Origin of the sequence: Leifsonia sp. fls2-241-R2A-40a, from assembly GCF_030209575.1 — a bacterium.
In the GTDB taxonomy this organism is placed as follows: Bacteria; Actinomycetota; Actinomycetes; order Actinomycetales; family Microbacteriaceae; genus Leifsonia.
Window position 1 is genome coordinate 128557 of the sequence record NZ_JARVRS010000001.1, and the last position, 21933, is coordinate 150489.

The 21933-nt window shown below is 71.1% G+C and carries 24 protein-coding genes and 1 pseudogene; 7 read left to right on the forward strand and 18 right to left on the reverse strand.

What is annotated here, in order from left to right; translation table 11 throughout:
* The first annotated feature begins 58 nt into the window (after positions 1-58).
* Positions 59-1395, forward strand: a pseudogene (locus QRN40_RS00630) (alpha-hydroxy-acid oxidizing protein).
* Here the strand turns inward: QRN40_RS00630 and QRN40_RS00635 are convergent.
* From QRN40_RS00635 to QRN40_RS00650, 4 genes are all read right to left on the reverse strand, one after another.
* Positions 1392-1799 (reverse strand): hypothetical protein, encoded by a 408-nt coding sequence (locus tag QRN40_RS00635; protein ID WP_285113505.1) that lies wholly within the window; start codon positions 1797-1799, stop codon positions 1392-1394. The pseudogene QRN40_RS00630 and the gene QRN40_RS00635 sit on opposite strands and share 4 nt — an antisense overlap.
* A 24-nt stretch (positions 1800-1823) precedes the next feature.
* Positions 1824-2747, reverse strand: a complete 924-nt coding sequence (locus tag QRN40_RS00640; RefSeq protein WP_285113507.1) for an NADP-dependent oxidoreductase — start codon at positions 2745-2747, stop codon at positions 1824-1826.
* Between the two features lie 64 nt (positions 2748-2811).
* A complete protein-coding gene (locus tag QRN40_RS00645; RefSeq protein WP_285113509.1) occupies positions 2812-3840 on the reverse strand; it encodes a 6-phosphofructokinase in 1029 nt (342 codons plus the stop codon).
* 97 nt (positions 3841-3937) lie between these two features.
* Positions 3938-4567 carry a CYTH domain-containing protein gene (locus tag QRN40_RS00650; RefSeq protein ID WP_285113511.1) on the reverse strand — a complete coding sequence of 210 codons (630 nt, stop codon included), beginning with the start codon at positions 4565-4567 and terminating at the stop codon, positions 3938-3940.
* A 76-nt stretch (positions 4568-4643) separates the two neighbouring features.
* Here QRN40_RS00650 and QRN40_RS00655 point away from each other — a divergent pair, with 76 nt between their 5' ends.
* Both QRN40_RS00655 and QRN40_RS00660 read left to right on the forward strand, forming a co-directional pair.
* Entirely contained in the window at positions 4644-5036 is a 393-nt protein-coding gene (locus QRN40_RS00655) for a DUF3224 domain-containing protein (protein WP_285113513.1), read from the forward strand.
* 43 nt (positions 5037-5079) lie between these two features.
* Complete coding sequence (locus QRN40_RS00660; protein WP_285113514.1) at positions 5080-5280, forward strand: hypothetical protein; 201 nt, start codon at positions 5080-5082, stop codon at positions 5278-5280.
* 70 nt (positions 5281-5350) lie between these two features.
* Here QRN40_RS00660 and QRN40_RS00665 read toward each other — a convergent pair whose 3' ends face one another.
* The 3 genes from QRN40_RS00665 to QRN40_RS00675 all read right to left on the reverse strand — a co-directional run bounded on the left by QRN40_RS00665 (position 5351) and on the right by QRN40_RS00675 (position 8581).
* Positions 5351-7510, reverse strand: coding sequence for a DEAD/DEAH box helicase (locus QRN40_RS00665; RefSeq protein ID WP_285113517.1), 2160 nt, complete (start codon positions 7508-7510; stop codon positions 5351-5353).
* A gap of 169 nt (positions 7511-7679) precedes the next feature.
* Positions 7680-8027 carry a DUF6804 family protein gene (locus QRN40_RS00670; protein WP_285113519.1) on the reverse strand — a complete coding sequence of 116 codons (348 nt, stop codon included), beginning with the start codon at positions 8025-8027 and terminating at the stop codon, positions 7680-7682.
* 125 nt (positions 8028-8152) lie between these two features.
* Complete coding sequence (locus tag QRN40_RS00675) at positions 8153-8581, reverse strand: RbsD/FucU domain-containing protein (RefSeq protein ID WP_285113520.1); 429 nt, start codon at positions 8579-8581, stop codon at positions 8153-8155.
* A 194-nt stretch (positions 8582-8775) separates the two neighbouring features.
* Here QRN40_RS00675 and QRN40_RS00680 point away from each other — a divergent pair, with 194 nt between their 5' ends.
* From QRN40_RS00680 to QRN40_RS00690, 3 genes are read left to right on the forward strand one after another with little or no spacing between them, the layout of a single operon-like run.
* Positions 8776-9054: a metal-sensitive transcriptional regulator gene (locus QRN40_RS00680; protein WP_285113522.1), complete on the forward strand. Its 279-nt coding sequence runs from the start codon at positions 8776-8778 to the stop codon at positions 9052-9054.
* Between the two features lie 8 nt (positions 9055-9062).
* The gene (locus tag QRN40_RS00685) at positions 9063-9593 is read left to right on the forward strand and encodes an O-acetyl-ADP-ribose deacetylase (RefSeq protein WP_285113524.1); all 531 of its coding nucleotides are present in this window, start codon (positions 9063-9065) and stop codon (positions 9591-9593) included.
* Complete coding sequence (locus QRN40_RS00690; protein ID WP_285113526.1) at positions 9590-10954, forward strand: M20/M25/M40 family metallo-hydrolase; 1365 nt, start codon at positions 9590-9592, stop codon at positions 10952-10954. Before QRN40_RS00685 ends, QRN40_RS00690 begins: the two co-directional genes overlap by 4 nt.
* 42 nt (positions 10955-10996) lie before the next feature.
* Here QRN40_RS00690 and QRN40_RS00695 read toward each other — a convergent pair whose 3' ends face one another.
* The 5 genes from QRN40_RS00695 to QRN40_RS00715 form a co-directional block, all read right to left on the reverse strand.
* Positions 10997-11590: an SGNH/GDSL hydrolase family protein gene (locus tag QRN40_RS00695; RefSeq protein WP_285113528.1), complete on the reverse strand. Its 594-nt coding sequence runs from the start codon at positions 11588-11590 to the stop codon at positions 10997-10999.
* A 137-nt stretch (positions 11591-11727) separates the two neighbouring features.
* Positions 11728-12588 carry an aldehyde dehydrogenase family protein gene (locus QRN40_RS00700; RefSeq protein ID WP_285113529.1) on the reverse strand — a complete coding sequence of 287 codons (861 nt, stop codon included), beginning with the start codon at positions 12586-12588 and terminating at the stop codon, positions 11728-11730.
* Complete coding sequence (locus tag QRN40_RS00705; RefSeq protein ID WP_285113531.1) at positions 12585-14081, reverse strand: aldehyde dehydrogenase family protein; 1497 nt, start codon at positions 14079-14081, stop codon at positions 12585-12587. Before QRN40_RS00705 ends, QRN40_RS00700 begins: the two co-directional genes overlap by 4 nt.
* A 16-nt stretch (positions 14082-14097) precedes the next feature.
* Entirely contained in the window at positions 14098-15135 is a 1038-nt protein-coding gene (gene deoC / locus QRN40_RS00710; RefSeq protein ID WP_285113532.1) for a deoxyribose-phosphate aldolase, read from the reverse strand.
* 16 nt (positions 15136-15151) lie between these two features.
* Positions 15152-16144 (reverse strand): sugar-binding transcriptional regulator, encoded by a 993-nt coding sequence (locus QRN40_RS00715; protein ID WP_285113534.1) that lies wholly within the window; start codon positions 16142-16144, stop codon positions 15152-15154.
* A gap of 57 nt (positions 16145-16201) precedes the next feature.
* Between QRN40_RS00715 and QRN40_RS00720 the strand changes: the two genes are divergently transcribed.
* Positions 16202-17194, forward strand: coding sequence for an ROK family protein (locus QRN40_RS00720; RefSeq protein WP_502878888.1), 993 nt, complete (start codon positions 16202-16204; stop codon positions 17192-17194).
* Positions 17195-17223: 29 nt separating this feature from the next.
* Here QRN40_RS00720 and QRN40_RS00725 read toward each other — a convergent pair whose 3' ends face one another.
* From QRN40_RS00725 to QRN40_RS00750, 6 genes are read right to left on the reverse strand one after another with little or no spacing between them, the layout of a single operon-like run.
* Complete coding sequence (locus tag QRN40_RS00725; protein WP_285113537.1) at positions 17224-18444, reverse strand: MFS transporter; 1221 nt, start codon at positions 18442-18444, stop codon at positions 17224-17226.
* A complete protein-coding gene (locus tag QRN40_RS00730) occupies positions 18444-19418 on the reverse strand; it encodes a bifunctional riboflavin kinase/FAD synthetase (RefSeq protein WP_285113539.1) in 975 nt (324 codons plus the stop codon). The genes QRN40_RS00725 and QRN40_RS00730 overlap by 1 nt, the downstream gene beginning before the upstream one ends.
* Positions 19415-19891 carry a hypothetical protein gene (locus QRN40_RS00735; protein WP_285113541.1) on the reverse strand — a complete coding sequence of 159 codons (477 nt, stop codon included), beginning with the start codon at positions 19889-19891 and terminating at the stop codon, positions 19415-19417. Before QRN40_RS00735 ends, QRN40_RS00730 begins: the two co-directional genes overlap by 4 nt.
* A gap of 29 nt (positions 19892-19920) precedes the next feature.
* Entirely contained in the window at positions 19921-20289 is a 369-nt protein-coding gene (locus QRN40_RS00740; protein WP_285113543.1) for a hypothetical protein, read from the reverse strand.
* Positions 20286-21209 (reverse strand): tRNA pseudouridine(55) synthase TruB, encoded by a 924-nt coding sequence (truB, locus tag QRN40_RS00745; protein WP_285113544.1) that lies wholly within the window; start codon positions 21207-21209, stop codon positions 20286-20288. Before truB ends, QRN40_RS00740 begins: the two co-directional genes overlap by 4 nt.
* Entirely contained in the window at positions 21206-21886 is a 681-nt protein-coding gene (locus QRN40_RS00750) for a TetR/AcrR family transcriptional regulator (protein WP_285113546.1), read from the reverse strand. The genes truB and QRN40_RS00750 overlap by 4 nt, the downstream gene beginning before the upstream one ends.
* Positions 21887-21933: the final 47 nt, after the last annotated feature.

The window sequence follows — 21933 nt, forward strand, 5'->3', positions numbered from 1 at the left end:
GCGTGTCGCGACCACTAGGTGCAGCAGGGCACGGGCGGCGGCAGCGCAGAATGGGGGGATGACCTCCAGCGCCGGCCGGGATGCCCAGTCCGACATCTACCGCGACGGGGTGGCAGGCCGCCGGCCGCGCATCCCGGTCGGCTACCGGCAGCTGGAACGGGCGGCCGAGCGGCGTCTGAGCAGGGCGGCCTTCGCGTACATCGCCGGGTCCGCCGGGCTGGAGCGCACGGCGGACGCCAACCTCGACGCGTTCCGGCGGCACCGCATCGTCCCGCGGGTGCTGCGCGACGTGTCCGCCCGCGACCTGTCCGTCGAACTGTTCGGCATGCGGCGGCCCACCCCGCTGCTGCTGGCGCCGATCGGCGTGCTGGAGCTGGCCCGCCGCGGAGCGATGCGGCCGCGGCCCGTGCTGCGGCTGCCCTCGGTGTCCCCGCCGTCCTGTCGAACCAGGCGTCGCAGCCGATGGAGGAGGTCGCCGCCGCGATGGATGCGGCCGCGCCCGGCGCATCCCGCTGGTTCCAGCTGTACTGGAGCTCGTCCCGCGACCTCGTGGCGAGCCTCGTCGCGCGGGCGGAGCGGTCGGGCTGCGAGGCGATCGTGGTGACCCTCGACACGCACGTGCTCGGCTGGCGCCCGCGCGACCTCGACCTCGGCTACCTGCCGTTCAGCCGCGGGCTGGGCATCGCGCAGTACACGAGCGACCCCATGTTCCAGCAGCTGGTCCGCGAACGCGCGGCACGCCGGGCAGTCGGGTCGAGCGGTCCCCGCACGCCGCCGACGCCCGCTGCCCTCGCGTCCTTCGCCAGCATCCTGCGCCACCACCCCGGCGCGCTGCGCGACAACCTGCGGTCGGGCGAGCCACTCGCGGCGGTCGAAACCTTCCTCGACGTGTTCGCCGACCCGTCGCTGACCTGGGACGACCTCGCCTTCCTCCGCGAGCGGACGCGCCTGCCGATCGTCCTGAAAGGCGTCCTGCACCCCGACGACGCCCGCCGTGCGCAGGACGCCGGGATGGACGCGGTGCAGGTCTCCAACCACGGCGGCCGCCAGCTCGACGGCGAGGTCGCCGCACTCGACGCCCTGCCGGGTGTCGTCGACGCCGTCGACGGCCGCGTGCCGGTGATCTTCGACAGCGGCGTCCGCGGCGGGTCGGATGCGGTGGTCGCGCTGGCGCTGGGCGCGCGGGCCGTCGCGATCGGCCGGCCTTACGCCTACGCCCTCGCGGTGGGCGGCGAGGACGGCGTGAGGGAACTCCTGCGCAACACCATCGCCGAACTCGACATCACGCTCGGACTCGCCGGCGTGCGCAGTGTCGGCGAACTGGATGCGCGCGTCCTGAGCACCCGCTCCGCCACCGCCGCGATCACTGCCGCAGCCCCCGGCCCGGCGCTCTAGGAGACCGCGGCGCCGATCAGCGAGAGCAGCGCCTGCGCGTACGCCGACGCCGCGTCCTCGTGCTCGAAGAACCGCTCCTGGTCCTCGATGATCACGGTGACCCGATACCCGTCCGGCGTGCGGGCCAGGTGGCGGAACGTTCCCCGCAGGAGCTCCCGCAGCTGGTCCTCGCGCGGGATCCACAGGGCGTCCTCGACGGCGAGCGAGTCGAGCGCCCACTCGGTCGTGCCGTTGAAACCGAGGATCGTCCCGGTGTCGAAGTGGTGCGGCTCGATCGTCATGTCGCTGACCGTGAACCGCTCGCCCTCCATCCCGGGCCGGTCGATGGCGAAGGTGTCCCCTGACGCCGGCTGCCAGCGCAGCCCGGCGGCACGGAGCTGGCGGGCGATGTCCTCTGCGATCATCTGTTCTCCTTCTCGGTCGCTTTCTCAGTCGGTGACGACGACGATCTTGCCGCGCACATGGCCGCCCTCGAGCCTCCCGTAGGCGTCGGCCGTGCGCTCGATCGGGTAGATCGAGTCGATGGGCAGCACGAGCTCGTTCTCGGCCAGGAGGTCCGCGAGCTCGGCGAGTTCGTCGTTGCCGGCCGCCCGCCCGCCGACGTTTCGGGCGCCGTGGGCGTCCGGGCCGAAGACGGCGATGGAGTTCACCCGCTCGATCGGCACGCCGAGTTCGAGCGCCGCCTCGATCGTGTCGGCGCCGTGATTGTCGAGCACCGCGGTGACGTGGTCGTCGTCGAGCACATCCCGGACCCGCTCGGCCAGTCCCTCGCCGTAGGTCACGGGGATGATGCCGAGCGACTCGAGGAACTCGTGGTTCTCCTCCCCCGCCGTCCCGATGACGGTCGCGCCCGAACGGACCACGAGCTGCGCGGCGATGACGCCGACCCCGCCGGCGGCGGCGCTGACGAGCACGGTGTCGCGCTCGTGCACGTTGAGCGAACGGACCGTCGCCATGGCCGTGCGACCGACGACCCCGAGCGAGCCGGCCACTTCGAACGTGAGCGGGTCCGGCTTGAGGATCACCTGGCCGTCCTCGGGGACGACGACGAAGTCGGCGAAGGAGGCGAAAGGCGCCGTACCCAGGACGGCCTGGCCGCACTCGAAGCGGGTCACGCCCTCCCCCACTCCGTAGACGAAGCCCGCGAAGTCCTGCCCGATCCCGCTCGGCAGCGTGACGCCCATCCGCGCGGCGGCGGCCTCGGAGCGGTACGCCTTCACATCCATCGGGTTCAGTCCAGCGGCCATCACCCGGACGAGGAGCTGACCGGGACCCGGCCACGGCCGCTCCCGCTCCACGACGTGCAGGTGGTCGCGAGAGCCGAACTCATCGAACTGGACGAAACGCGGCACGGACGGGCTCCTTCCCTCTGGTGCTAGGAGCCTAGCCCCGGCAGGGGCCGAAGGGCGGGGACTCTCAGCCGAAGAGCAGCGCGGCCTCGTCGTAGCGCGCTTCGGGGACCGTCTTCAGGCCGCCGGTCGCATCGGCGATCGACACGTTGACGACGTCCGTCCCGCGCAGCGACACCATCGAGCCCCACCGGCCCTCGTAGACGGCGTCCACGGCGGCCATGCCCAGCCGGGTGGCCAGGACCCGGTCGTACGCGCTCGGGACGCCACCACGCTGCATGTGCCCGAGCACGGTCGCCCGCGACTCGATCCCGGTGCGCTCCTCGATCATCGGGGCGAGCATCTCGCCGATGCCGCCGAGGCGCGGACGGTTGAACGCATCCAGTCCCTTGTGCGAGTGCGCCTCCTCCATGGTGTCGAGGTGGAAGCCCTCGGACACGACGATGACCGGGGCGCGGCCGCGGTCGCGGACCGACTCGACCCACTCGCAGATCTGGTCGATGGACTTGGGCTGCTCCGGGATGAGGATGGCGTGCGCACCGCCGGCCATGCCGGAGTGCAGGGCGATCCAGCCGACGTGACGGCCCATGACCTCGACGACCATGCAGCGCTGGTGCGACTCGGCCGTGGTCCGGAGCCGGTCGATGGCCTCGGTGGCGATCTCGACGGCCGTGTCGAACCCGAAGGAGTAGTCGGTGGCGGCCAGGTCGTTGTCGATCGTCTTCGGAACACCGACGATGCGGAGGCCGGCGTCGGTGAGGCGGCGGGCGGCCGTCAGCGTGCCCTCGCCGCCGATGGCGATGATCGAGTCGATGCCGTGCTCGTCCATCATCCGCTGGATGTTCTCCGGGCCGCCCTTGTCGCCCTCGAAGGGGTTGGTGCGGCTGGAGCCGAGGATCGTGCCGCCCTGGCGGGAGAGCCCGCGGACGCTGTGCCGGTCGAGCGGCATGATGTCGCCGTCGACGACGCCGCGCCAGCCGTATCGGAAACCGGCGAACTCGGAGCGGTACACACGGTCGCCCTTCAGGACCGCGCCGCGGATGACCGCGTTCAGGCCCGGGCAGTCGCCGCCGCTGGTGAGGATGCCGATCTTCATGCTGCTCCCGTTCTCATTGCGTCCCCTGAATCATGCCCGGACGCACGGGGCTGCACAAAATCGCACTGGACGGAGGCCGCCCGGCGGTGGTAGGCGATCAGAGCCCGAGGGCGCGCTGCAGCTTCGACGAGCTGGCCGACGGACGGGCGCCCGCGGCGAGCAGTCGCTCCTCGATCCCGTCGAGAAGCGCCGTGCGTCCCTCCCTGCTGTCGGGTGCTCCGCCCAGCAGTTCGACCTCCCACTCCCGCCACTGCTGGGTGCCGCCGGAGCGGAGGTTCTCGCTGCTGACGTGGTCATCGGTGAGTTCCGCCATCTCGAAGCCGGCCGCATCCTGCAGCACGACGCTGTCGCGCTGGTTCGTGACGCGCGCGATGGGGACCAGGGGCTCGTCGCCGATGAGGTCGCGGAGGTGCTCGCGCAGCGCCGCGGGCGGCTCGTCGCCGTCCGTCAGCTCCCAGTGCAGCTCGGTGCGGCCCTCCTCGGCGGGCAGCTTGACGTGCCAGCCCGCGTCGTGGCCGCCGCGCCGGACGCGCGCCGCGACGTGATGCCGGGCGAGGGCCAGGTCGGTCGTGTCGAAATAGGTGGCGACGAGTTCGTGCCGCTGCGGCTCGCCCTGCACCGCGACCGCGCCGACGCCGACCAGCTGCGGATGCTGCGCCTCGGCATCGACGTCGTACTTGCGCTCGATCTCGATCTGCGAGTGGTGGGGCTGAGCGTCGTGGGGCATATCCCCTGTCTAGCCCACATTTCCTCTGTCGCGAAATTACAAGCGGACGGGCGGATGCAGCCCTTACGGTGAACGCATGACCTCAGAGACGATCACCGCCCGCTTCGACGTGACCGGCTGGGAGCCGGCGGAACTCCCGGGCATCGACGGCGACTGGGTGGGTGCCGTCGTCATGCGGAAGACCTACACCGAGGGGCTGGTCGGCGAGTCGGTCGCGCACTTCATCTCCTCCGGCACCGAGGAGGGCGGACGCGGCTACCTGGCGGCCGAGCGGATCACCGGCACGGTGGACGACGGCAGAAGCGGATCGCTGACCGTCCACCACGGCGCCCTGCAGCATCCCGGCGACGCCTCCGCGTTCGGCCACATCATCCCGGGGACAGGCACGGGCGACTTCGCCGGGTTCCGCGGGCGCGCCAGGATCGAGCACGACGAGCGGGGTGCGTTCTTCGTGTTCGAGCTCGACTGAGACCGCTCTTCACGACCACCGCGCACGGCGGTACCCTCGGGGCATGAGCGACCCCAGAGGACGTGAGAACCGAGACGACGAGGACCTCGACGACTTCCGCGAGGCGCAGGAGGCCGACTACGAGCCGGAGCCGGTCGTGCACGACCCGGAGGACCTCCCGGTGGTCGACGACGAGGACGACGAACTCCTCCCGGACGACGACCGCCCGGTCCCCCTCGACCCCGACGACGCCGAGATCGCCTGAGCCGTCAGCGCGGCACCGCCGAAAACGGAGGAGTCTCAGCGGCCAAGCGGTCGTGACCTCCTGTGTTCGGTCAGGCCAGCGCGTCCTCCAGCAGGTGGATGAGCGCATCCAGCTGGACCGAGTCGGTCGAGCCGGGCTCGACGTCGCTGCCGTCGAGCGCGCGGGCCGCGAGGCCCTGCTTGGCATCGATCAGCTCGGCGATCTTGGCGTCGATCGTCTGCGCCGCGATGATCCGCCAGGCGGTCACGGGCTCCTCCTGGCCGATGCGGTGCACGCGGTCGATCGCCTGCGTCTGCTCGGCGGCCGTCCACGACAGCTCCGCCAGCACCACGTTGGATGCGGCCTGCAGGTTCAGCCCGACGCCGGCGGCGGTCAGCGAGCACACGGCGACGGCGACCTCCGGATCGTTGTTGAAGGCGTCGATCTCCTTCTGCCGCGCGAGGGCGGACTGGTCGCCGCGGATCGAGATCGTCTTGAGGTCGCGGGCCGCGAAGGCCTCCTCCGCCGCATCCATCACGTCGATGTGCTTGGCGAAGAAGACGACCTTGCCGACCGAGCGCGCCAGCTGCGCCGTGTAGTCGGACGCCAGCCCGGCCTTCGCCTGACCGATCTTCCGGACCATGGTGAAGACGTTGTCGCCGGACTTGGCCGACTTCGACTCCTCCAGCTCCGACTGGGCGACCAGCCGGATGAGGTGGCGGCGGTGCGCCTCGTCGTCGCCCTCGAACGAGTCGGGACGACCGGCGGCGGAGGCGCGGTTGAACCGGGTGACCAGCCGCGCGGCGAGCTCCTGCTCGGCCTGGCGGATCGAGCGTCCCAGCTCGTCGTCGAGCTCGACCGGCAGGTCGACCACGCGGCGGCTCGGCAGGTCGGAGGCGACGTCGAGCTTCCGGCGGCGCACGATGCCCATGTCGATGACGGCCTCGCGCGCTGCGGCGTAGAAGCCGAAGTCGGCCGGGGTCAGCTCGGTCTCCTCCAGGTGCTCCATCAGCTTCGCGGTCGGCTTGTTGCCGTCGATCCAGCCGAGGAACTGCCAGATGGCCTTGAAGTCGTCGATGTCGTTGATCAGCGGCGTACCGGTCAGCGCGATCATCAGCGGGTCCGGAGCGGAGGAGCGGATGGCGTCCGCCAGTCCGAGCACCAGGCGCGAGCGCTGCGAGTGCAGGTTCTTGATGAAGTGCGCCTCGTCGACGACCATCCCCTGGAAGCCGAGCGTGCTCAGCCAGGAGAGGTGCCTGTCCAGCACTTCGTAGTTCACGATGACCACGTCGGCGAAGGCGTCGAGGCCCTCCCCGTCTCCGTGGATGACCGTGGCCCGGCGGTGCGGTGTCCAGCGCTCGACCTCGCGCGCCCAGTTCATCTTCACGACGTTCGGGACGACGGCGAGCAGCGGGTACGCGCCGGCGACGGATGCCGCGAGGAGCGACTGCGCCGTCTTCCCGAGTCCCGGCTCGTCGGCGAGCAGGAAGCTGCGGTGACCCAGGCGCACGCTCTCGATGAACCGCGACTGGTGGTGCATCAGTTCGAGGCCGTTGGGCGAGTAGCGGTCGATCAGCGGTGCCGGCGGCAGGTCCATGCTGGCCGCCTGGCCGCCCGCGCCGTACTCGAACGACTTGAACAGCGGGCCGAGCAGCTCCCACGAGTCGAGCCTGCGGCGGGGGGTGGGGGCCGCCGGGGTGAGACGCGCGAGGTCGGGCGCGAGGAACGGGTTCGAGAGCTGCCGCGCCTTCACCGACTGCGGAACGACCTGCTTCTCGGCGAGCTCCGGCGGGATGACGCTGTCCTGCTTCGCGACGGGACGCTCGATCGTGATGATCAGGTCGTCGGGCGAGAGCTCGGTGCCGGACTCGAGCAGCCAGTCGCGTCGCATCGTCTGCGCGGTGGCGGTCGAGGGCGACTCGGACTCCAGCAGCGAGATCAGCGACGTGTCGCGGGCCGCGGTCTTCGCGAGGATGGTCGCGATCCCGTCCAGGCGCTTCAGCTGCTCGGCGCGTGCCGCATCGCTGAGGTCGGGATCCGACTTCGCGCGGGCGCGCTCCTCGCGCATCAGGAACGCGATCACCTGGAACTTGGTGCGGTTCGTGGGTCCCAGCTTCTTGCCGTCGGCGGCCTTCGCCTCGACCTCGCGCACTTTACGGGCGAGGACGGGGATGAGTCCGTCGTTGTTGGCGTGCCGGTTCTTCCGCTGCTGCGGCCTGGTCGGGCTGGTGCGCTGACCGGAACGAGACATGGTCCTCCAAGAGAGGCGTCGCACGCTGTCGGAGGGCGCGACGCCGTTGGGCGTGAGGCCGGCGGGGCGAGGAGACCGGTACCGAGTGGACCGGGCTCGACGCGGGTGACGCCGGGATGCGCGGCACAGGACGGCCGCACACCGACCATTTTACGGCACGCGGCGCCGTTCAGCGACGCGTGTCTGCGGGGATCTTGATGGTGACCGCTGCAGCCACGAAAACGACGGCGCCGGCGATCGACAGACCCTGGAGCGCGATGCCGTTCAGCGGCAGCGGCCACACCGGGTTCCACACCACCGCGAGCGGGATGAGACCCGCCAGCCACCACCACAGCCGCGCCTGTCCGGCGAAGACGCAGAGGATGAGGGCGAGGATGCTGACCGCGTACTGCACGTACAGGTACCACTCGCCGCCGACCAGCGCGAGACCGGCGAGCAGCACGATGGCGCCGAGCAGTCCGGGCGCGAGCGCCGCACGGTTGAAGGCGGGCGGCTGCGGCGTGTGTGGTCGAGACATCGAGACACAACTCTACGCGCGCTGATCCGAGTGCCGGACATGGTGCGCCCGCCCGGTTGCGGAGACGTTCTCTCCGGCCGGACGGGCGACGATGGTGCGCTGTGTGTACGCGGGCTGCTGCGGGCTTACAGCACTCCGCGGCGGAGCAGGAAGGCGCACGGCGGCGCGTCGGAGCCGACGCGGACCGTGACGGCGGAGGTTCGGGCGAGCTCGAGGAACGGCGCAAGCTCGAGTCGGGTCATCGGGACCCGCCGGAGCTCCGCGTCCGAGGCGATCCCGTTCACTGCGAACGCGACGTCGGGTACGTCGGAGGGTTCGGCGGTGAGGTCGAGGAACACGATGGGCGCGGCGTCGTTCTGATCGAGCGGGAAGACGGACAGGATCGCCTCTGCGGCGGCCTCCGTCGTGACGTCATCACCGAGGTGGATGACGGGCGTGGTGATCTGTTCTTCCGGGTAGCCGCTGCCGACGAGGGTAAGCGTCTGGCCATCGTGCATAGCATCCAGTGCGCTCAAGAGCGCACCGGACAGCAGCGGGCTGAGGTTCTTCAGCAAAGTCGGGCCTTTCCTGTTAAACGAATATTTCTCAACCCCTCCCTGGAGGATAGACCCATCTGTTTGTCCACCCGTAACCCCCCGTTAGGGGGATACGTGCCAGGAAACGTCTCCCGTTCGCCGATGGATTGCACAGTCCGCCTGGGCGACGACTACCCCTGCGGGGTATGAGGCCCCGGGCTTATCCTGAGGGGGTGATCGCAGACATCAAGAAGCGTGCGCTCCACCGCACGCGCATCCTCGAGGGCCAGCTCCGGGGACTGGAGAAGATGATCGAGAACGAGGACTACTGCATCGACATCATCACCCAGTCGCTCGCCATCCAGAAGTCGCTCGGCTCGCTCAACCGGCTGCTGGTCGAGAACCACCTGCGCACGCACGTCGCCGAGGCGTTCGACGAGGGCGGAACGGCTGCAGACGACGCGATCGTCGAGCTGCTCAAGATCTACGAGCTCTCCAACAACCGCGGCTGACGGCGACCATGGCCGAGGATCTCATCCGCATCGTCCGCGGGGACATCACCGACGAGACCGTCGACGCGATCGTCAACGCCGCGAACAGTTCACTGCTCGGCGGCGGGGGCGTCGACGGCGCCATCCACCGCCGCGGCGGCCCGTCGATCCTGGAGGCGACGCGTGAACTGCGCGCCACCACCCTCCGCGAGGGGCTGCCCACCGGGCAGGCGGTCGCGACCATCGCGGGCGACCTGCCGGCGAAGTGGGTCATCCACACGGTCGGACCGGTGTGGTCGACCCAGGAGGATCGCACGCCGCTGCTGCAGAACGCGTACCGCTCGTCCCTCCGCGTCGCGCGGGAGCTGGGAGCACAGACGGTGGCGTTCCCGGCGATCTCCGCCGGCGTCTACGGCTGGCCGATGGAGGATGCCGCGCGCACAGCCATCAGCACCGTGCGCGCCGTGCTCTCGTCCGGCGTCGGTTCGGTCGAGCACGTGCGGTTCGTCCTGTTCTCGGACGAGGCCTTCGACGCGTTCCGCGCGGCGGCCGGCGAATGACGGCCGTCGAGCCGTCGACCGGCCCCGGCGCGGTCGATGCGCCGGAGGCGCTGGAGCGGTTCCGGACGCTGCTCCGCATCCCGACCATGTCGCGCAACGACGTCGCGGCGACCGAGTGGACGGTGTTCGAGCGGTTCCTCGATGCGCTGCCCGCGCTGTACCCGGCGCTCCATGCCGCGCTGGAGCAGGAACGCCACGGATACTCCCTGCTGTACCGCTGGCGGGGACGCACGGACGCCGCGCCGACCGTGCTGATGGCGCACTACGACGTCGTCCCCGCGACGGACGAGGGCTGGACGCATCCCCCGTTCGCCGCCGAGCTCACGGGAGCCGGCGAGCAGCAGCTGCTGTGGGCGCGCGGGGCGATCGACGACAAGGGCGCTCTGGTCGCCATCCTCGAGGCGGTGGAGGCGCTGGTGCTGGCCGGCTTCCAGCCCGGGAACGACGTCTACCTGAGCTTCGGCCACGACGAGGAGACGGTCGGGTCGGGCGCGCAGGCGATCGCGGCGGTGCTCGCCGACCGCGGCGTCCGCCCCGCGCTCGTGCTGGACGAGGGCGGTGCGGTCGTCGAGCGCATCTTCCCCGGCGTCAGCAAGCCCATCGCGGTCGTCGGCGTCAGCGAGAAGGGCATCACCACCGTTCGGCTGACCGTCGAGCAGCTCGGCGGCCACGCCTCCACTCCCCCGCGGATGACGGCTACCGTCCGCCTGGCCCGCGCCATCACGCGGCTCGACGCGCGCCCCTTCCCGGCCCGGCTGACCGAGACGAACCTGCGGATGGTCGAGACGCTCGGTGCGCACGCGACCGGACCGCTGCGGGCGGTGTTCACGCGCGCCCGGCGCCTGCAGCCGGTGCTGCGCGCGGTGCTCGGGCGCCTGAGCGACGAGACGCGGGCGATCGTGCGCACCACGACCGCCGTCACCCAGCTGAGCGGGAGTCTCGCCGCGAACGCGCTGCCTGAGCGGGCGGAGGCGGTCGTCAACACCCGCATCGCCGTCGGGTCGTCGGTCGCCGAGACTCTCGACCACATCCGGCGGGCGATCCGCGACGACGCGGTGCGGGTGGAGGCTGTGGATGCGAGCGAGCCGTCGCCGGTCTCCCCGTCCGAGGGCCCGCACTGGGAGCGGTTGGTCTCCGCGATCGGTGCCGTCCATCCCCGGGCCGTCGTGACGCCGTACGTCATGCTCGGCGCGAGCGACAGCCGCCACTTCACCGGCGTGTGCGACGTCGTCTACCGCTTCACGCCGTTCGAGCTGAGCGCCGAGGAGCGCGGCGCGCTGCACGCGCGCGACGAGCGCATCCGCGTCGCCACCTGGCTCCGCGGCATCGAGGTGTACGCGCGGCTGCTCCGCGCCTCCTGACCCGCGCCTCCTGACCCGCGCTTCCCGGCGAGGGAGGGACCGCTACGAGGCGCCCCCGAGGTCGGGGAGGGTGATCGCGCGGCTGGACGGCGGGAGCTCGCGGAGGCGTTCCAGGGCCGGGGCCAGCTCGCCCGCCCAGGCGCGGTAGCCGTCGGCGTTGAGGTGGAGGCGGTCCTCGGTGAACGCCGGGTTCAGCTCGCCGTCCTCCAGGGCCATCGCGGGCCACAGGTCGAGCCAGCCCGCGTGCACGGTCGGGGCGAACTGCCACAGGTGCCGGTTGATGTCGCGGATCTGGTCGGCGAACTCGTGTCCGCGCGGCATCACCGACTGCACGAGGATGCGCGTCTCCGGCAGTTCCTTGCGCAGCGTGACGAGCACGGTCTCGATGTTGCGGACGATGTGCTCCACGGAGCGCCGCCAGGCCAGGTCGTTCGTGCCGATGAGCAGCGCGACGAGGGCCGGCCGCGTCTCGATGACGTCCCACAGGCGCGCGATGACGTCGTCGGTAGTGTCGCCGGCCATGCCGAAGTTCCGCACCGTCTCACCGGGCAGCAGCGCCTCCCAGTCGCCGCCCTGCGTCAGGCTGTCGCCGACCAGCACCAACTCTTCGCGCTCCGGCCTCCACTCATCCCCCATGGCGCCTCCCGTCTCGTCCCTTCCATCCTCCCTCACCGAACGTGGAAGGGGAAGGAACGCTCAGTCCCTGCCATGATTCGTGCCGAATGTTCGCTATTCGTGAGGAATTGCGCACATTCGGCACGAATCGTGGCGGGTCAGAGCAGGGACTTGGTGTGCCAGACCGTCTTCGTCTCGGTGAAGAAGGCGATGCGGTCGAGCGACGGCGCGGCCGCGTCGGGGCCGTTCTCGGGCGTCAGCACCCGCTTGAGCGTGTCGGCCGCGGCGATCTGCAGGTCGACCCAGTCGAGGTCGCCCGCGCCGACGAGGTCGAGCGCGTTGACGTCCGCGTGCGACGCCAGCCACGGGGCGATCTCGGCCGGAGAACCGGTCAGGATGTTGACGACGCCGCCCGGGACATCACTCGTCGCGAGCACCTCGCTGAGGCTGATCGCCGAGAGCGGGAACCGCTCGCTGGCGACGACCACCACGGTGTTGCCCGCGACCAGCGCCGGAGCGATCGCGCTGACGAAGCCGAGCAGGCTGGAGTCCTGCGGCGCGATGATGGCGACGACCCCGGTCGGCTCGGGCACCGAGATGTTGAAGTACGGTCCGGCGACCGGGTTGGCGTTGCCGGCGACCTGCGCGAACTTGTCCGCCCATCCCGCGTACCAGACCCAGCGGTCGACGGCCTCATCGACCTGCGCGGTCGCGGCGCCCGCCGAGACGCCCTCCGCCTTCTGGATCTCGTCGACGAACTGGGCCCGGCGACCCTCCATCAGCTCGGCGATGCGGTAGAGCACCTGACCGCGGTTGTAGGCGGTCGCTCCCGACCATCCGGAGACCGCGGCGCGGGCGGCGACGACCGCATCCCGCGCATCCTTCCGGGACGCCTTGGCGGCGTTCGCGAGGAACGCTCCCTTCGCCGAGGCGACCTCGTACGTGCGCCCGGACTCGCTGCGGGGGAACTTCCCGCCGATGTAGAGCTTGTAGGTCTTCGGCACGGCAAGGCGGCTCATTTGGAGGCTCCCTTACGGGTCAGGCGGGCGGGGATGGACGTGGTGGCCGGCAGCGAGCGGCCGGGCACGAGGTACGCGCCCAGGCCGTGGCGGCCGCCCTCGCGTCCGTAGCCGGACTCCTTGTAGCCGCCGAACGGGCTGGCCGGGTCGAACCGGTTGAAGGTGTTCGCCCAGACCACGCCTGCGCGCAGCTTGTCGGCGACGGCGAGGATGCGGCTGCCCTTCTCGGACCAGATGCCGGCCGAGAGGCCGTACGGCGTGTTGTTCGCCTTCGCGATCGCCTCGGCCGGGGTGCGGAAGGTCAGCACCGAGAGCACCGGGCCGAAGATCTCCTCGCGGGCGATCCGGTGGCTCGTCGAGACGTTGTCGAAGATCGTCGGCGCGAACCAGAAGCCGTTCTCCGGGATGGCGCAGTCGGCCGTCCAGCGCTCCGCGCCTTCCGCCTCGCCGATGTCGGAGAGTTCGCGGATACGCTGCAGCTGCTCGGCGCTGTTGATCGCTCCGATGTCGGTGTTCTTGTCCAGCGGGTCGCCGAGACGCAGCGTCGAGAGGCGGCGCTTGAGCCGGTCGACGACCTCGTCGTGGATGGACTCCTGCACGAGCAGCCGGCTGCCCGCGCAGCAGACGTGGCCCTGGTTGAAGAAGATGCCGTTCACGATGCCCTCGACCGCCTGGTCGATCGGCGCATCGTCGAAGACGATGTTCGCGGCCTTGCCACCGAGCTCCAGCGTCAGCTTCTTGGAGGTGCCGGCGACCGTGCGGGCGATCTCGCGCCCGACCGCGGTGGAGCCGGTGAAGGCCACCTTGTTCACGTCCGGGTGGGCGACCAGGTCGCGGCCGGTCTCCCCTGCGCCCGTGACGATGTTGACGACGCCCGCGGGGAGGTCGGCCTGCTGCACGATCTCCGCGAACAGCAGCGCGGTCAGCGGGGTCGTCTCCGCCGGCTTCAGCACGACCGTGTTGCCCGCGGCGAGGGCCGGGGCGATCTTCCACGCGAGCATGAGCAGCGGGAAGTTCCACGGGATGACCTGCGCCGCGACGCCGAGCGCGCGCGGCGCGGGGCCGAGGCCGGCGTGCTCGAGCTTGTCCGCCCATCCCGCGTAGTAGAAGAACCAGGCGGCGACGAGCGGGACATCCACATCCCGGCTCTCCTTGATGGGCTTGCCGTTGTCGAGGCTCTCGGCCACGGCGAGCTCGCGGGCGCGCTCCTGCACGAGCCGTGCGATGCGGAACAGGTACTTGCCGCGGTCGCTGCCGCTCATCCGCGACCAGACCCGGTCGTAGGCGCGGCGGGCGGAGGCGACGGCGGCGTCGACATCGGAGGAGTCGGCGGTCGCGATGGTCGCGATGCGCTCCTCCGTCGCCGGCGAGATCGTCTGGAACGGGGTGCCGTGACCGGCGACGAACTCGCCGTCGATGAACAGTCCGTACTCGTCGCGCAGGTTGAGGATCGACCGCGACTCGGGAGCCGGGGCGTATTCGAGGAAACTCATGTCAGTTCAGCTTTCGTCAGTCGATCGTCACGTAGTCGGCGCCGGAGTAGTGCCCGGTGGCCAGCTTCTGGCGCTGCAGGAGCACGTCGTTCAGGAGGCTGGAGGCGCCGAACCGGAACAGGTGCGGCTGCAGCCAGCGCTCTCCGACCGTCTCGGCGACGGTCACGAGGTACTTGATGGCGTCCTTCGACGAGCGGATGCCGCCGGCCGGCTTCACGCCGATCTCCTCGCCGGAGAGCTGGTGCCAGTCGCGCACCACTTCGAGCATGAGCAGGGTCACCGGCAGCGTGGCGGCCGGCGAGACCTTGCCGGTCGAGGTCTTGATGAAGTCGCCGCCGGCCAGGATGCTGAGCCAGGATGCGCGCCGCACGTTGTCGTACGTGTTCAGCTCGCCGGTCTCGAGGATCACCTTCAGGTGCGCGTACGAGCCGTCTTCGCGGCGGCAGGCCTCCTTGACCGCGACGATCTCGTCGAACACGAGACCGTAGCGGCCGGAGAGGAAGGCGCCGCGGTCGATGACCATGTCGATCTCGTCGGCTCCCGCTGCGACGGCGTCCGCGGTGTCGGCGAGCTTGACCTTGAGGGAGGCGCGCCCGCTCGGGAACGCGGTGGCGACCGCGGCCACGTTGACGCCGCCTTCGCCTCCCGCACGGCGGACCGCGCCGGCGTGGGCGGCGCCCAGCGCTTCGACCGCGTACGGCACCATGTCGCCGTACACGCAGACCGCGGCCGGCCGCGGAGCCGACAGGTCGGACGGATCCGGCGTGAGCGCCTTAGCGATCAGCGAGCGGACCTTGCCGGGGGTGTCGGCGCCCTCCAGCGTGGTGAGATCGATGAGCTCGATGACGGTGTCCAGCGCCCACTTCTTGCTGCTGGTCTTGATCGAGCGGGTGCCGAGGCCGGCGGCGCGCTGCTCCAGGCCCACCGCATCCACGCCGGGGATGCCGTTCAGATAGCGCCGCAGCGACCCCTCGGTGAGGTCGCCGCCGAGCACCTCCACGGCGCGGGCCGCCGGCGCGAGCGTGCGCACGGGCGGCGTTGTCTCGATGGTCACGTGTTCCTCCATGTTGCTACGGGGCCGTCGTCGCCGGCCGCTGCTGAGTCGTTGCGCCCGGGGCGTTGCGCCCGAGCAGGTCGTTGGCCGTCTCCTCGTCGGTGATCAGCGTCGTGCACAGCCCGCTGGCGACGACGGCGTGCGCCACGCGGTGCTTCTGCGCCCCGGCGATGACGGCGATCGAGGTGCGGGCCGAGCGCAGCTCGTCGAGGCTCAGCCCCAGGGTGCGCGAGTTCAGCTCGGGGTCGGCGACCTGGCCGTCGTCGGTGATGAAGCGGCCGACGACGTCGCCGACCGCGCCCTTCTCGGCCAGCGCCGCCACATCCTCGACCGACAGGTAGCCGGAGTCGACGTGCACGGAGCTCGTGTCGACGACGCCCGCGCTGAACAGGTAGGCATTGGCGCTGCGTGCGAGTTCGAGCACGCTCTGCACCGACCGGTCGGCCTCGATCGCGCGCCGGGTCGCGGCGTGCTCGAAGATCGCCGGGCTGGGCAGGAGCGTCGCCGTCCCCTGCGCCTTGCGGGCGATGACGACCGCGGTGTCGGCCGCCGCGGTGGCCTGCCGGGTGGAGGAGACGCTGCCGTTGATCTGCACCGGGTTCACTCCGACGGCCCAGCCCGGGCGCAGGCGCGCGGCGACCGCGTGGAGGGTGCGACCCCAGCTGACGCCGAGCGTGCGCGGCACCGGGCGGAGGGTGGTGAGGTAGTCGGCCGCCGCCTGTGCGACGCGGCCCTGCACCTCGGAGTCGGATTCTGCAGCGGGCACGACGACGGCGTCGGCCAGCCCGTAGAACCCGCAGAGCTCACGCTCGAGCGAGAACCGCCGAGCGCTGGGATGCACGATCTCGATGCGCACGAAACCGTGCTCACGGGCGGCCACGAGGAGGCGGCCGACCTTCCAGCGGGACACGTTCAGCGCCACGCCGATCTCGTCTTGCGTCTTGCCGGCCTCGTAGTACAGTTCCGCGGCTTTGACGGCGAGGATCTCGTCGGAATCGTTCAGGGCCACCCCTCCAGCTTAGGAAGTGGCGCGCGAGCGAGCAACATGTGTGCGATGACTGCTCAAATGAGCATCCCGCGATTCGTTTATCGTTGGGTCGTGCCCACAGACTCCCCCGCCGCCGCCCTGTACGCCCTCGCCGTCGACTTCGGCGGGACCAAGGTCGAGGCCGCCCTCGTGGATGTGGACGGCCGGCTCGTCGACGGCTCGCGCCACCGCCGGCCCACCGGCCGCACGGCCACCGTCCCGGAGCTCGAAGCGTCGGTCGGAGGCGTCGTCCGCGCGGCATTCGCCGCCCTGCCCGCGGACGGTCGCATCGTCGGGGTCGGGATCGGCAGCGCCGGGCCGATCGACCGCCGTCAGGGCCTCGTCTCCCCGCTCAACGTCCCGCACTGGCGCGACTACCCGATGCGCGACTACGTCGCCGGCGTGGCCGCCGAGCTCGGGCTCGACGTCCCCGTCACCTTGGAGATGGACGGCGTCGCCATCACCCTCGCGGAGCACTGGGTGGGCGCCGCGCAGGGTGTCGACAACGTGATGGGGATGGTCATCTCCACCGGGATCGGCGGCGGCCTCATCGTGGGCGGTCGCGTGATCACGGGCCCGACCGGCAACGCCGGCCACATCGGTCACGTCGAGGTCGGTGAGATCCGCGGCGAGGACACGTTCGGCAGCCGCTACGCCCTGGAGGCGATGGCATCCGGCCCGCACACCGTCGCGTGGGCGCGGCGCGAAGGCTTCGAGGGCACGACGGGCGAGGAGCTCGCCGCCTCGTACGCCGCGGGCGAGCCGGTGGCGCACGAGGCGATCGCCCGCACGGGCAAGGCGGTCGGTCACGCGATCGCGTCGGCGACGGCGCTGCTCGACCTCGAGCTCGTCGCGATCGGCGGCGGGTTCTCCCACGCCACTCCGGACCTGTTCGACCACATGCGCGCCGTGATCGAGCACCACTACTTCCCGTTCGTCCGCAAGGTGCGCATCGTGCCGTCCGCCCTCTCCTCCGAGGGCCCGCTCATCGGCGCCGCCGCGCTCATCCACCGCGCGCACCTGCTGCCGTAGCCCGCCAGCCGACGGGCCCGAGGGCGGCGTCAGTCTTCGAGGTAGCGGGGGCGCGCGGCGACGGCGCCCGCGGCGGCCGCCGCCAGCACGGTGCCGGTGAGCACGAGCAGCGCGAGCGTCCAGTCGCCGGTCAGCTGGTGCAGGACTCCGACCGCGAGCGGCCCCAGCGCGCCGAGCGTGTAGCCGAGGCCCTGCGTGAAGCCGCTGAGCGCGACGGACCCCGCGTGCGTCCGCGTGCGCACGTTGATGAGCACGAGGCACAGCGGGAACAGCAGCGGCCCGAGGCCGGCGAAGGACACCCAGAGCCAGGTGGCCGCGGCCGGAGCCAGGATGAGCCCCAGATAGCCCGCGATGAAGAACGCGACGCCCGCGTAGATGAGCACGGCGACGTTCCGCATCCGCGCCGCCAGCAGCGGGACGAGCAGCCCGGCCGGGATGCCCATCCCGGCGTACACCGACAGCAGCGCTCCCGCCTCCGCCGGCGGGACGCCCGCTACATCGTGGAGGATCTGCGGCAGCCAAGCGAACATGGCGTACGCGTTCAGGCTCGACACGGCGAACAGCACCGCCATGGCCCACGCGAGCGGCGAGTGCCACACCCGCCCGGCCATCGCGGGCTGCGCCTTCTCGACCTCCACGTCGCTGTCCGGGTGCGCCGGACGGTGCGTGATCAGGATGCGCAGCCAGGGAAGGATCGCCAGCACGCTCACCAGCGCCCACATGCCCACCGAGACGTGCCATCCCGCCGCGTCCGCCACTGGCACCGCGAGGAGCGGCGGCAGCAGCGTGGAGACGGACATGACGGTCGCGTAGAGCGAGGTCACCAGGCCGATGCGGTCGGGGAAGTACCGCTTCACCAGCGGGGGCAGCAGGACGTTGCCGACGCCCATCCCGGCGAAGGTGACCGCCGAGCCGATGGCTAGCACGGCGAACGAGGTCGCCGACGCGCGCACCAGGTGACCGGCGAGGATCACGCCGAGGGACAGCACCACCAGCGTCTCGAGGCTCAATCGCCGGGTGAAGGAGGGCGCGATCAGGCCGAACACGGCGAAGCACACCGGGGGCAGCATCCCGAGGAGGCCGACGTCGATGCTCGTCACGGTGAACTCGGTGCGGATCTCGGCGAAGATCGGCGAGAGCGCGGCGACGGCGGTGCGCAGGTTCGCCGCGATCAGCAGGATGCCGACCAGGGCGATGGCGCGGCCGTGCCAGAGCGGCCGCGCTCCGGCGGCCGGGGCGTCCCCCGCCATCAGGAGAGCTCGTCGGCGTCGGCAGCGGGGCGCGGGGAACGTTCGGCGCCCAGGATGCGGCGCGCCTGCTCCACATCGTCGGCGATCTGGGCGATCAACGGCTCGATGCCCGTGTAGGCGACCATGCCGCGGATGCGCGCGACGAACGAGACCTCCACCGTGTGGTCGTACAGGTCGAGCTCGCGGTCGAGCACGTAGGCCTCGACCTGCTTGTGCGGCACGCCCTCGAAGGTCGGGTTGTTGCCGACCGAGATGGCGGCCGGGTACCGCTCCCCCGCGTCCGTCAGCCAGCCGGCATACACGCCATCGGCGGGGATCAGACCCTCCGATTGCGGCGAGAGGTTCGCCGTCGGGAAGCCGAGTTCGCGGCCGCGCGCGGCTCCGTGCACCACGAGCCCGCGGACCGTCGGCGCCGAGCCGAGCAGCTCGGTCGCGTGCCCGACCTCGCCGTCGGCGAGCAGCTCGCGGATCCAGGTGGACGAGACCCGCCGGCCGTGCTCCGGGCGCACGTCGTCGATGAGCTCCACCTCGAAGCCGTACTTCTCGCCCAGCCGGCGCAGCAACGCCACGTCGCCGGCGCCGCGCGCGCCGAACCGGAAGTCGCTGCCCACCAGCACGACCGCGGCGTGCAGGCGGTCGACGAGGATGCGGTGCACGAACTCCTCGGGGTCGAGGCCGGCGAGGGCGCGGTCGAAGGCGACCATGAGTGTCGCGTCGACACCGGTCGCGGCCAGCAGGTCGAGCTTCTGCTCGTTGCTCACCAGCGACGGCGGGCACTTCGCGGGCGCCAGCACCTGGAGCGGGTTGCGGTCGAACGTGATGATGGTCGAGGTGAGTCCGCGCTCGGCGGCGACCGTGCGCAACCGGTCGATCACGGCACGGTGCCCGGTGTGGACGCCGTCGAACTTGCCGATGGTGACGGCGCTCGGGCCCCATCCATCCGGCACCTCGTCGACCGAGTGGAAGACCCTCACGACGCCGGCTCCTCGACGGGACGGTGACGGCGCAGCCATAGCAGCCCCAGGATCGGCAGGACCAGCGGGATGAAGAGGTAGCCCATCCCGTACACCGACCAGACGGTGGCGTCGCGGCCGAACGGGTCGATGTCGTGCAGTCCGAGGGCCGCGGGCGCGAACAGGCTGAGGCTGCCGATGATCAGCACCCCTGCGAGCTCGAAGCTGATGGTGATCCAGGCCACCCGGTACCAGACCCGTCCGGGCGCGACCAGCGCGATGGTCGCGACGATGTACACGAGCGCGGACAGCGCGGACAGGGTGAAAGCCACCGGCGCCTCATGAAAGCGGTCGATGATCTGGAAGACGCTGCGGCCGGTCGCGGCGAGGGCCAGCACGCCGTAGACGAAGACCAGCACGCGGCCGGCCCCGGACATCCGCCGCCGAGGGGACGGGTCGGAGTCGGTGCGTGCGGACATGGTGTGGTGGGACATCGCCTTCGATTCTATTTGGCGCTCGGACCTCAGACGCCCTGCACGAACCAGATCTGGCCCATCCGGTACACCATGACCGCGATGGCGAGGCAGACGCCGCCGAGAATGACGGTGCTCCAGCGGTTGCGCTCGACCAGCGCCCAGAATCCTCCCGCGAGCGGCAGGATGATCGCCGAGATCAGGTAGATGTAGAACTCCGCGAGGCTGCCCGAGGGCGGATTGCCGACCGCGGGCGCCACGATCGCGACGACCAGCTGGGCGAGGAGGAGCAGTTCCACGAGCGCCACGGCGCCCATCGTGAGGTCGTTCGGCAGCCGTCCGGCCAGCCCGAGGACCAGGCAGAGGATGCCCGCGGCACAGGCCACGACGACCTGCACCGTGGTGAACCACTCGATCATGCGCCGCCGACCGCCGGGCCGACCGCTTCGTCCGTGGGGAAGTTCACGAGCGTCCTGGCTTCCTTTCCGCGGAACTCGATCAGCCCCACAAGCGCCCCGGACGGCGCGATGGCGGCGACCGGCTGACCGCCCGGTCCCTCCCGGTCGGCGAGGTGGATGCGGCGCCCGTGGGTCAGGTCGATCGCCTGCTCCTCGGTGAGGTCCAGCCGCTCGAACAGCCGTCCGGCGGCGTCCGCCGCGGGGATCAGCGCCGCGTCCGCATCGAGCGTAGCGAGGTCGTGCGCGTCGCGCACGTCGTAGGGGCCGACGCGCGTGCGTCGCAGGGCGGTCAGGTGGCCGCCCACTCCGAGGCCTGCACCAAGGTCGCGGGCCAGGGACCGGATGTACGTGCCCGACGAGCAGACGACGCGCACGTCGAGGTCGATCGCCCCGTCGGCGCGGCGGGTGGCGATCCGCTCGAACTCCGCCACCGTGACCGCTCGCGCCCGCAGCTCGACCTGCTCGCCGGCGCGCACGCGGGCGTAGGCGCGCTTGCCGTCGACCTTGATCGCGCTGACGGAGCTCGGCACCTGCTCGATCTCGCCGGTGAGCTGCGCGATCCCGGCGTCGATCGCCGCTTCGGTCACCGCATCCAGCTGCGACTGCGCGGCCGGCTCGCCCAGGTCGCCCTCGGCGTCGTCCGTGGTCGACGATGCGCCGAGACGGATGGTCGCCAGGTACTCCTTGTCGGCGCCGACGACGTACGTCAGCAGCCGGGTGGACGAGTTGATGCCGAGGATGAGCAGGCCGGTCGCCATCGGGTCGAGCGTCCCGGCGTGGCCCACCTTGCGCGTGCCCGCCGCCCTGCGCACGCGCGACACGACGTCGTGGCTGGTCATGCCCGCGGGCTTGTCGACCAGGATGAGTCCGCTCCCGGTCATGCGACCGTTCCGGCGGCGCCGGCCTGGACGTTCTCGGCCGAGACGTGGAGCACCAAGTCGAGCTTGGTGCGGAAGGTGCACTCGAGGAGCTCGGTGGCCGCCTCGTCGCGCTCGTACTCGTCGGGGAGCCGGAGTCCGAGCAGGGTGTTCAGCAGCATCCCTTCCGCGAGGAACGAGCGCACCTCCTCCGGTGCGAACCCCGCCTCGTCGCGCAGCAGCCGGTAGATCGCCAGGAAGCCGTCGCGCGCCTTCGCGCCGATGGTCGGGTCCTGGCCCATGCTGAACGCCTGCATCAGCGACAGCAGGAGACCGCGGTCCTCGATCAGGTTCACGTACGCCAGGCCGAGCCGACGTCCGATCTCGCCGTGCGCGGTGGAGACGAAGGCGCTGTCGAGCTTCGACGGGGACTCGGGCGAACCCTCGGCCTTCCACTGCTCGAGTGTGCTGGTGAAGGCGACGAGCAGACGCTCCAGCGATCGCGACAGCACGCCGACGAACAGGTTCTCCTTGCCGCCGAACATCCGCACCACGTAGGGCTGGCTGATGCCCGCGGCCTTCGCGATCTGGTCGGTCGTCGCCCCGAAGTAGCCGCGCTCGCCGAAGACCCGGCTGGCGGCTTCGAGGATCTGCTCGCGGCGCTCGGCCGACGGGATCCTCTCGCTGATCTTGTCCGTCACACTTGACAGGTTATCAGTCGATTACTAGTGTCGGCTCTTGTAATCAT

Bases quoted from the DNA above. Each gene is read 5' to 3' on its own strand.
- QRN40_RS00635 (WP_285113505.1), bottom strand. From the start codon at position 1,799: ATGATCGCAGAGGACATCGCCCGCCAGCTCCGTGCCGCCGGGCTGCGC.
- QRN40_RS00700 (WP_285113529.1), bottom strand. From the start codon at position 12,588: ATGAGCCGCCTTGCCGTGCCGAAGACCTACAAGCTCTACATCGGCGGG.
- QRN40_RS00705 (WP_285113531.1), bottom strand. From the start codon at position 14,081: ATGAGTTTCCTCGAATACGCCCCGGCTCCCGAGTCGCGGTCGATCCTC.
- QRN40_RS00695 (WP_285113528.1), bottom strand. From the start codon at position 11,590: ATGGGGGATGAGTGGAGGCCGGAGCGCGAAGAGTTGGTGCTGGTCGGC.
- QRN40_RS00735 (WP_285113541.1), bottom strand. From the start codon at position 19,891: ATGTCCCACCACACCATGTCCGCACGCACCGACTCCGACCCGTCCCCT.
- QRN40_RS00650 (WP_285113511.1), bottom strand. From the start codon at position 4,567: ATGCCCCACGACGCTCAGCCCCACCACTCGCAGATCGAGATCGAGCGC.
- truB (WP_285113544.1), bottom strand. From the start codon at position 21,209: ATGACCGGGAGCGGACTCATCCTGGTCGACAAGCCCGCGGGCATGACC.
- QRN40_RS00655 (WP_285113513.1), top strand. From the start codon at position 4,644: ATGACCTCAGAGACGATCACCGCCCGCTTCGACGTGACCGGCTGGGAG.
- QRN40_RS00725 (WP_285113537.1), bottom strand. From the start codon at position 18,444: ATGGCGGGGGACGCCCCGGCCGCCGGAGCGCGGCCGCTCTGGCACGGC.
- QRN40_RS00660 (WP_285113514.1), top strand. From the start codon at position 5,080: ATGAGCGACCCCAGAGGACGTGAGAACCGAGACGACGAGGACCTCGAC.
- QRN40_RS00720 (WP_502878888.1), top strand. From the start codon at position 16,202: ATGAGCATCCCGCGATTCGTTTATCGTTGGGTCGTGCCCACAGACTCC.
- QRN40_RS00670 (WP_285113519.1), bottom strand. From the start codon at position 8,027: ATGTCTCGACCACACACGCCGCAGCCGCCCGCCTTCAACCGTGCGGCG.
- QRN40_RS00645 (WP_285113509.1), bottom strand. From the start codon at position 3,840: ATGAAGATCGGCATCCTCACCAGCGGCGGCGACTGCCCGGGCCTGAAC.
- QRN40_RS00740 (WP_285113543.1), bottom strand. From the start codon at position 20,289: ATGATCGAGTGGTTCACCACGGTGCAGGTCGTCGTGGCCTGTGCCGCG.
- QRN40_RS00665 (WP_285113517.1), bottom strand. From the start codon at position 7,510: ATGTCTCGTTCCGGTCAGCGCACCAGCCCGACCAGGCCGCAGCAGCGG.
- QRN40_RS00685 (WP_285113524.1), top strand. From the start codon at position 9,063: ATGGCCGAGGATCTCATCCGCATCGTCCGCGGGGACATCACCGACGAG.
- QRN40_RS00690 (WP_285113526.1), top strand. From the start codon at position 9,590: ATGACGGCCGTCGAGCCGTCGACCGGCCCCGGCGCGGTCGATGCGCCG.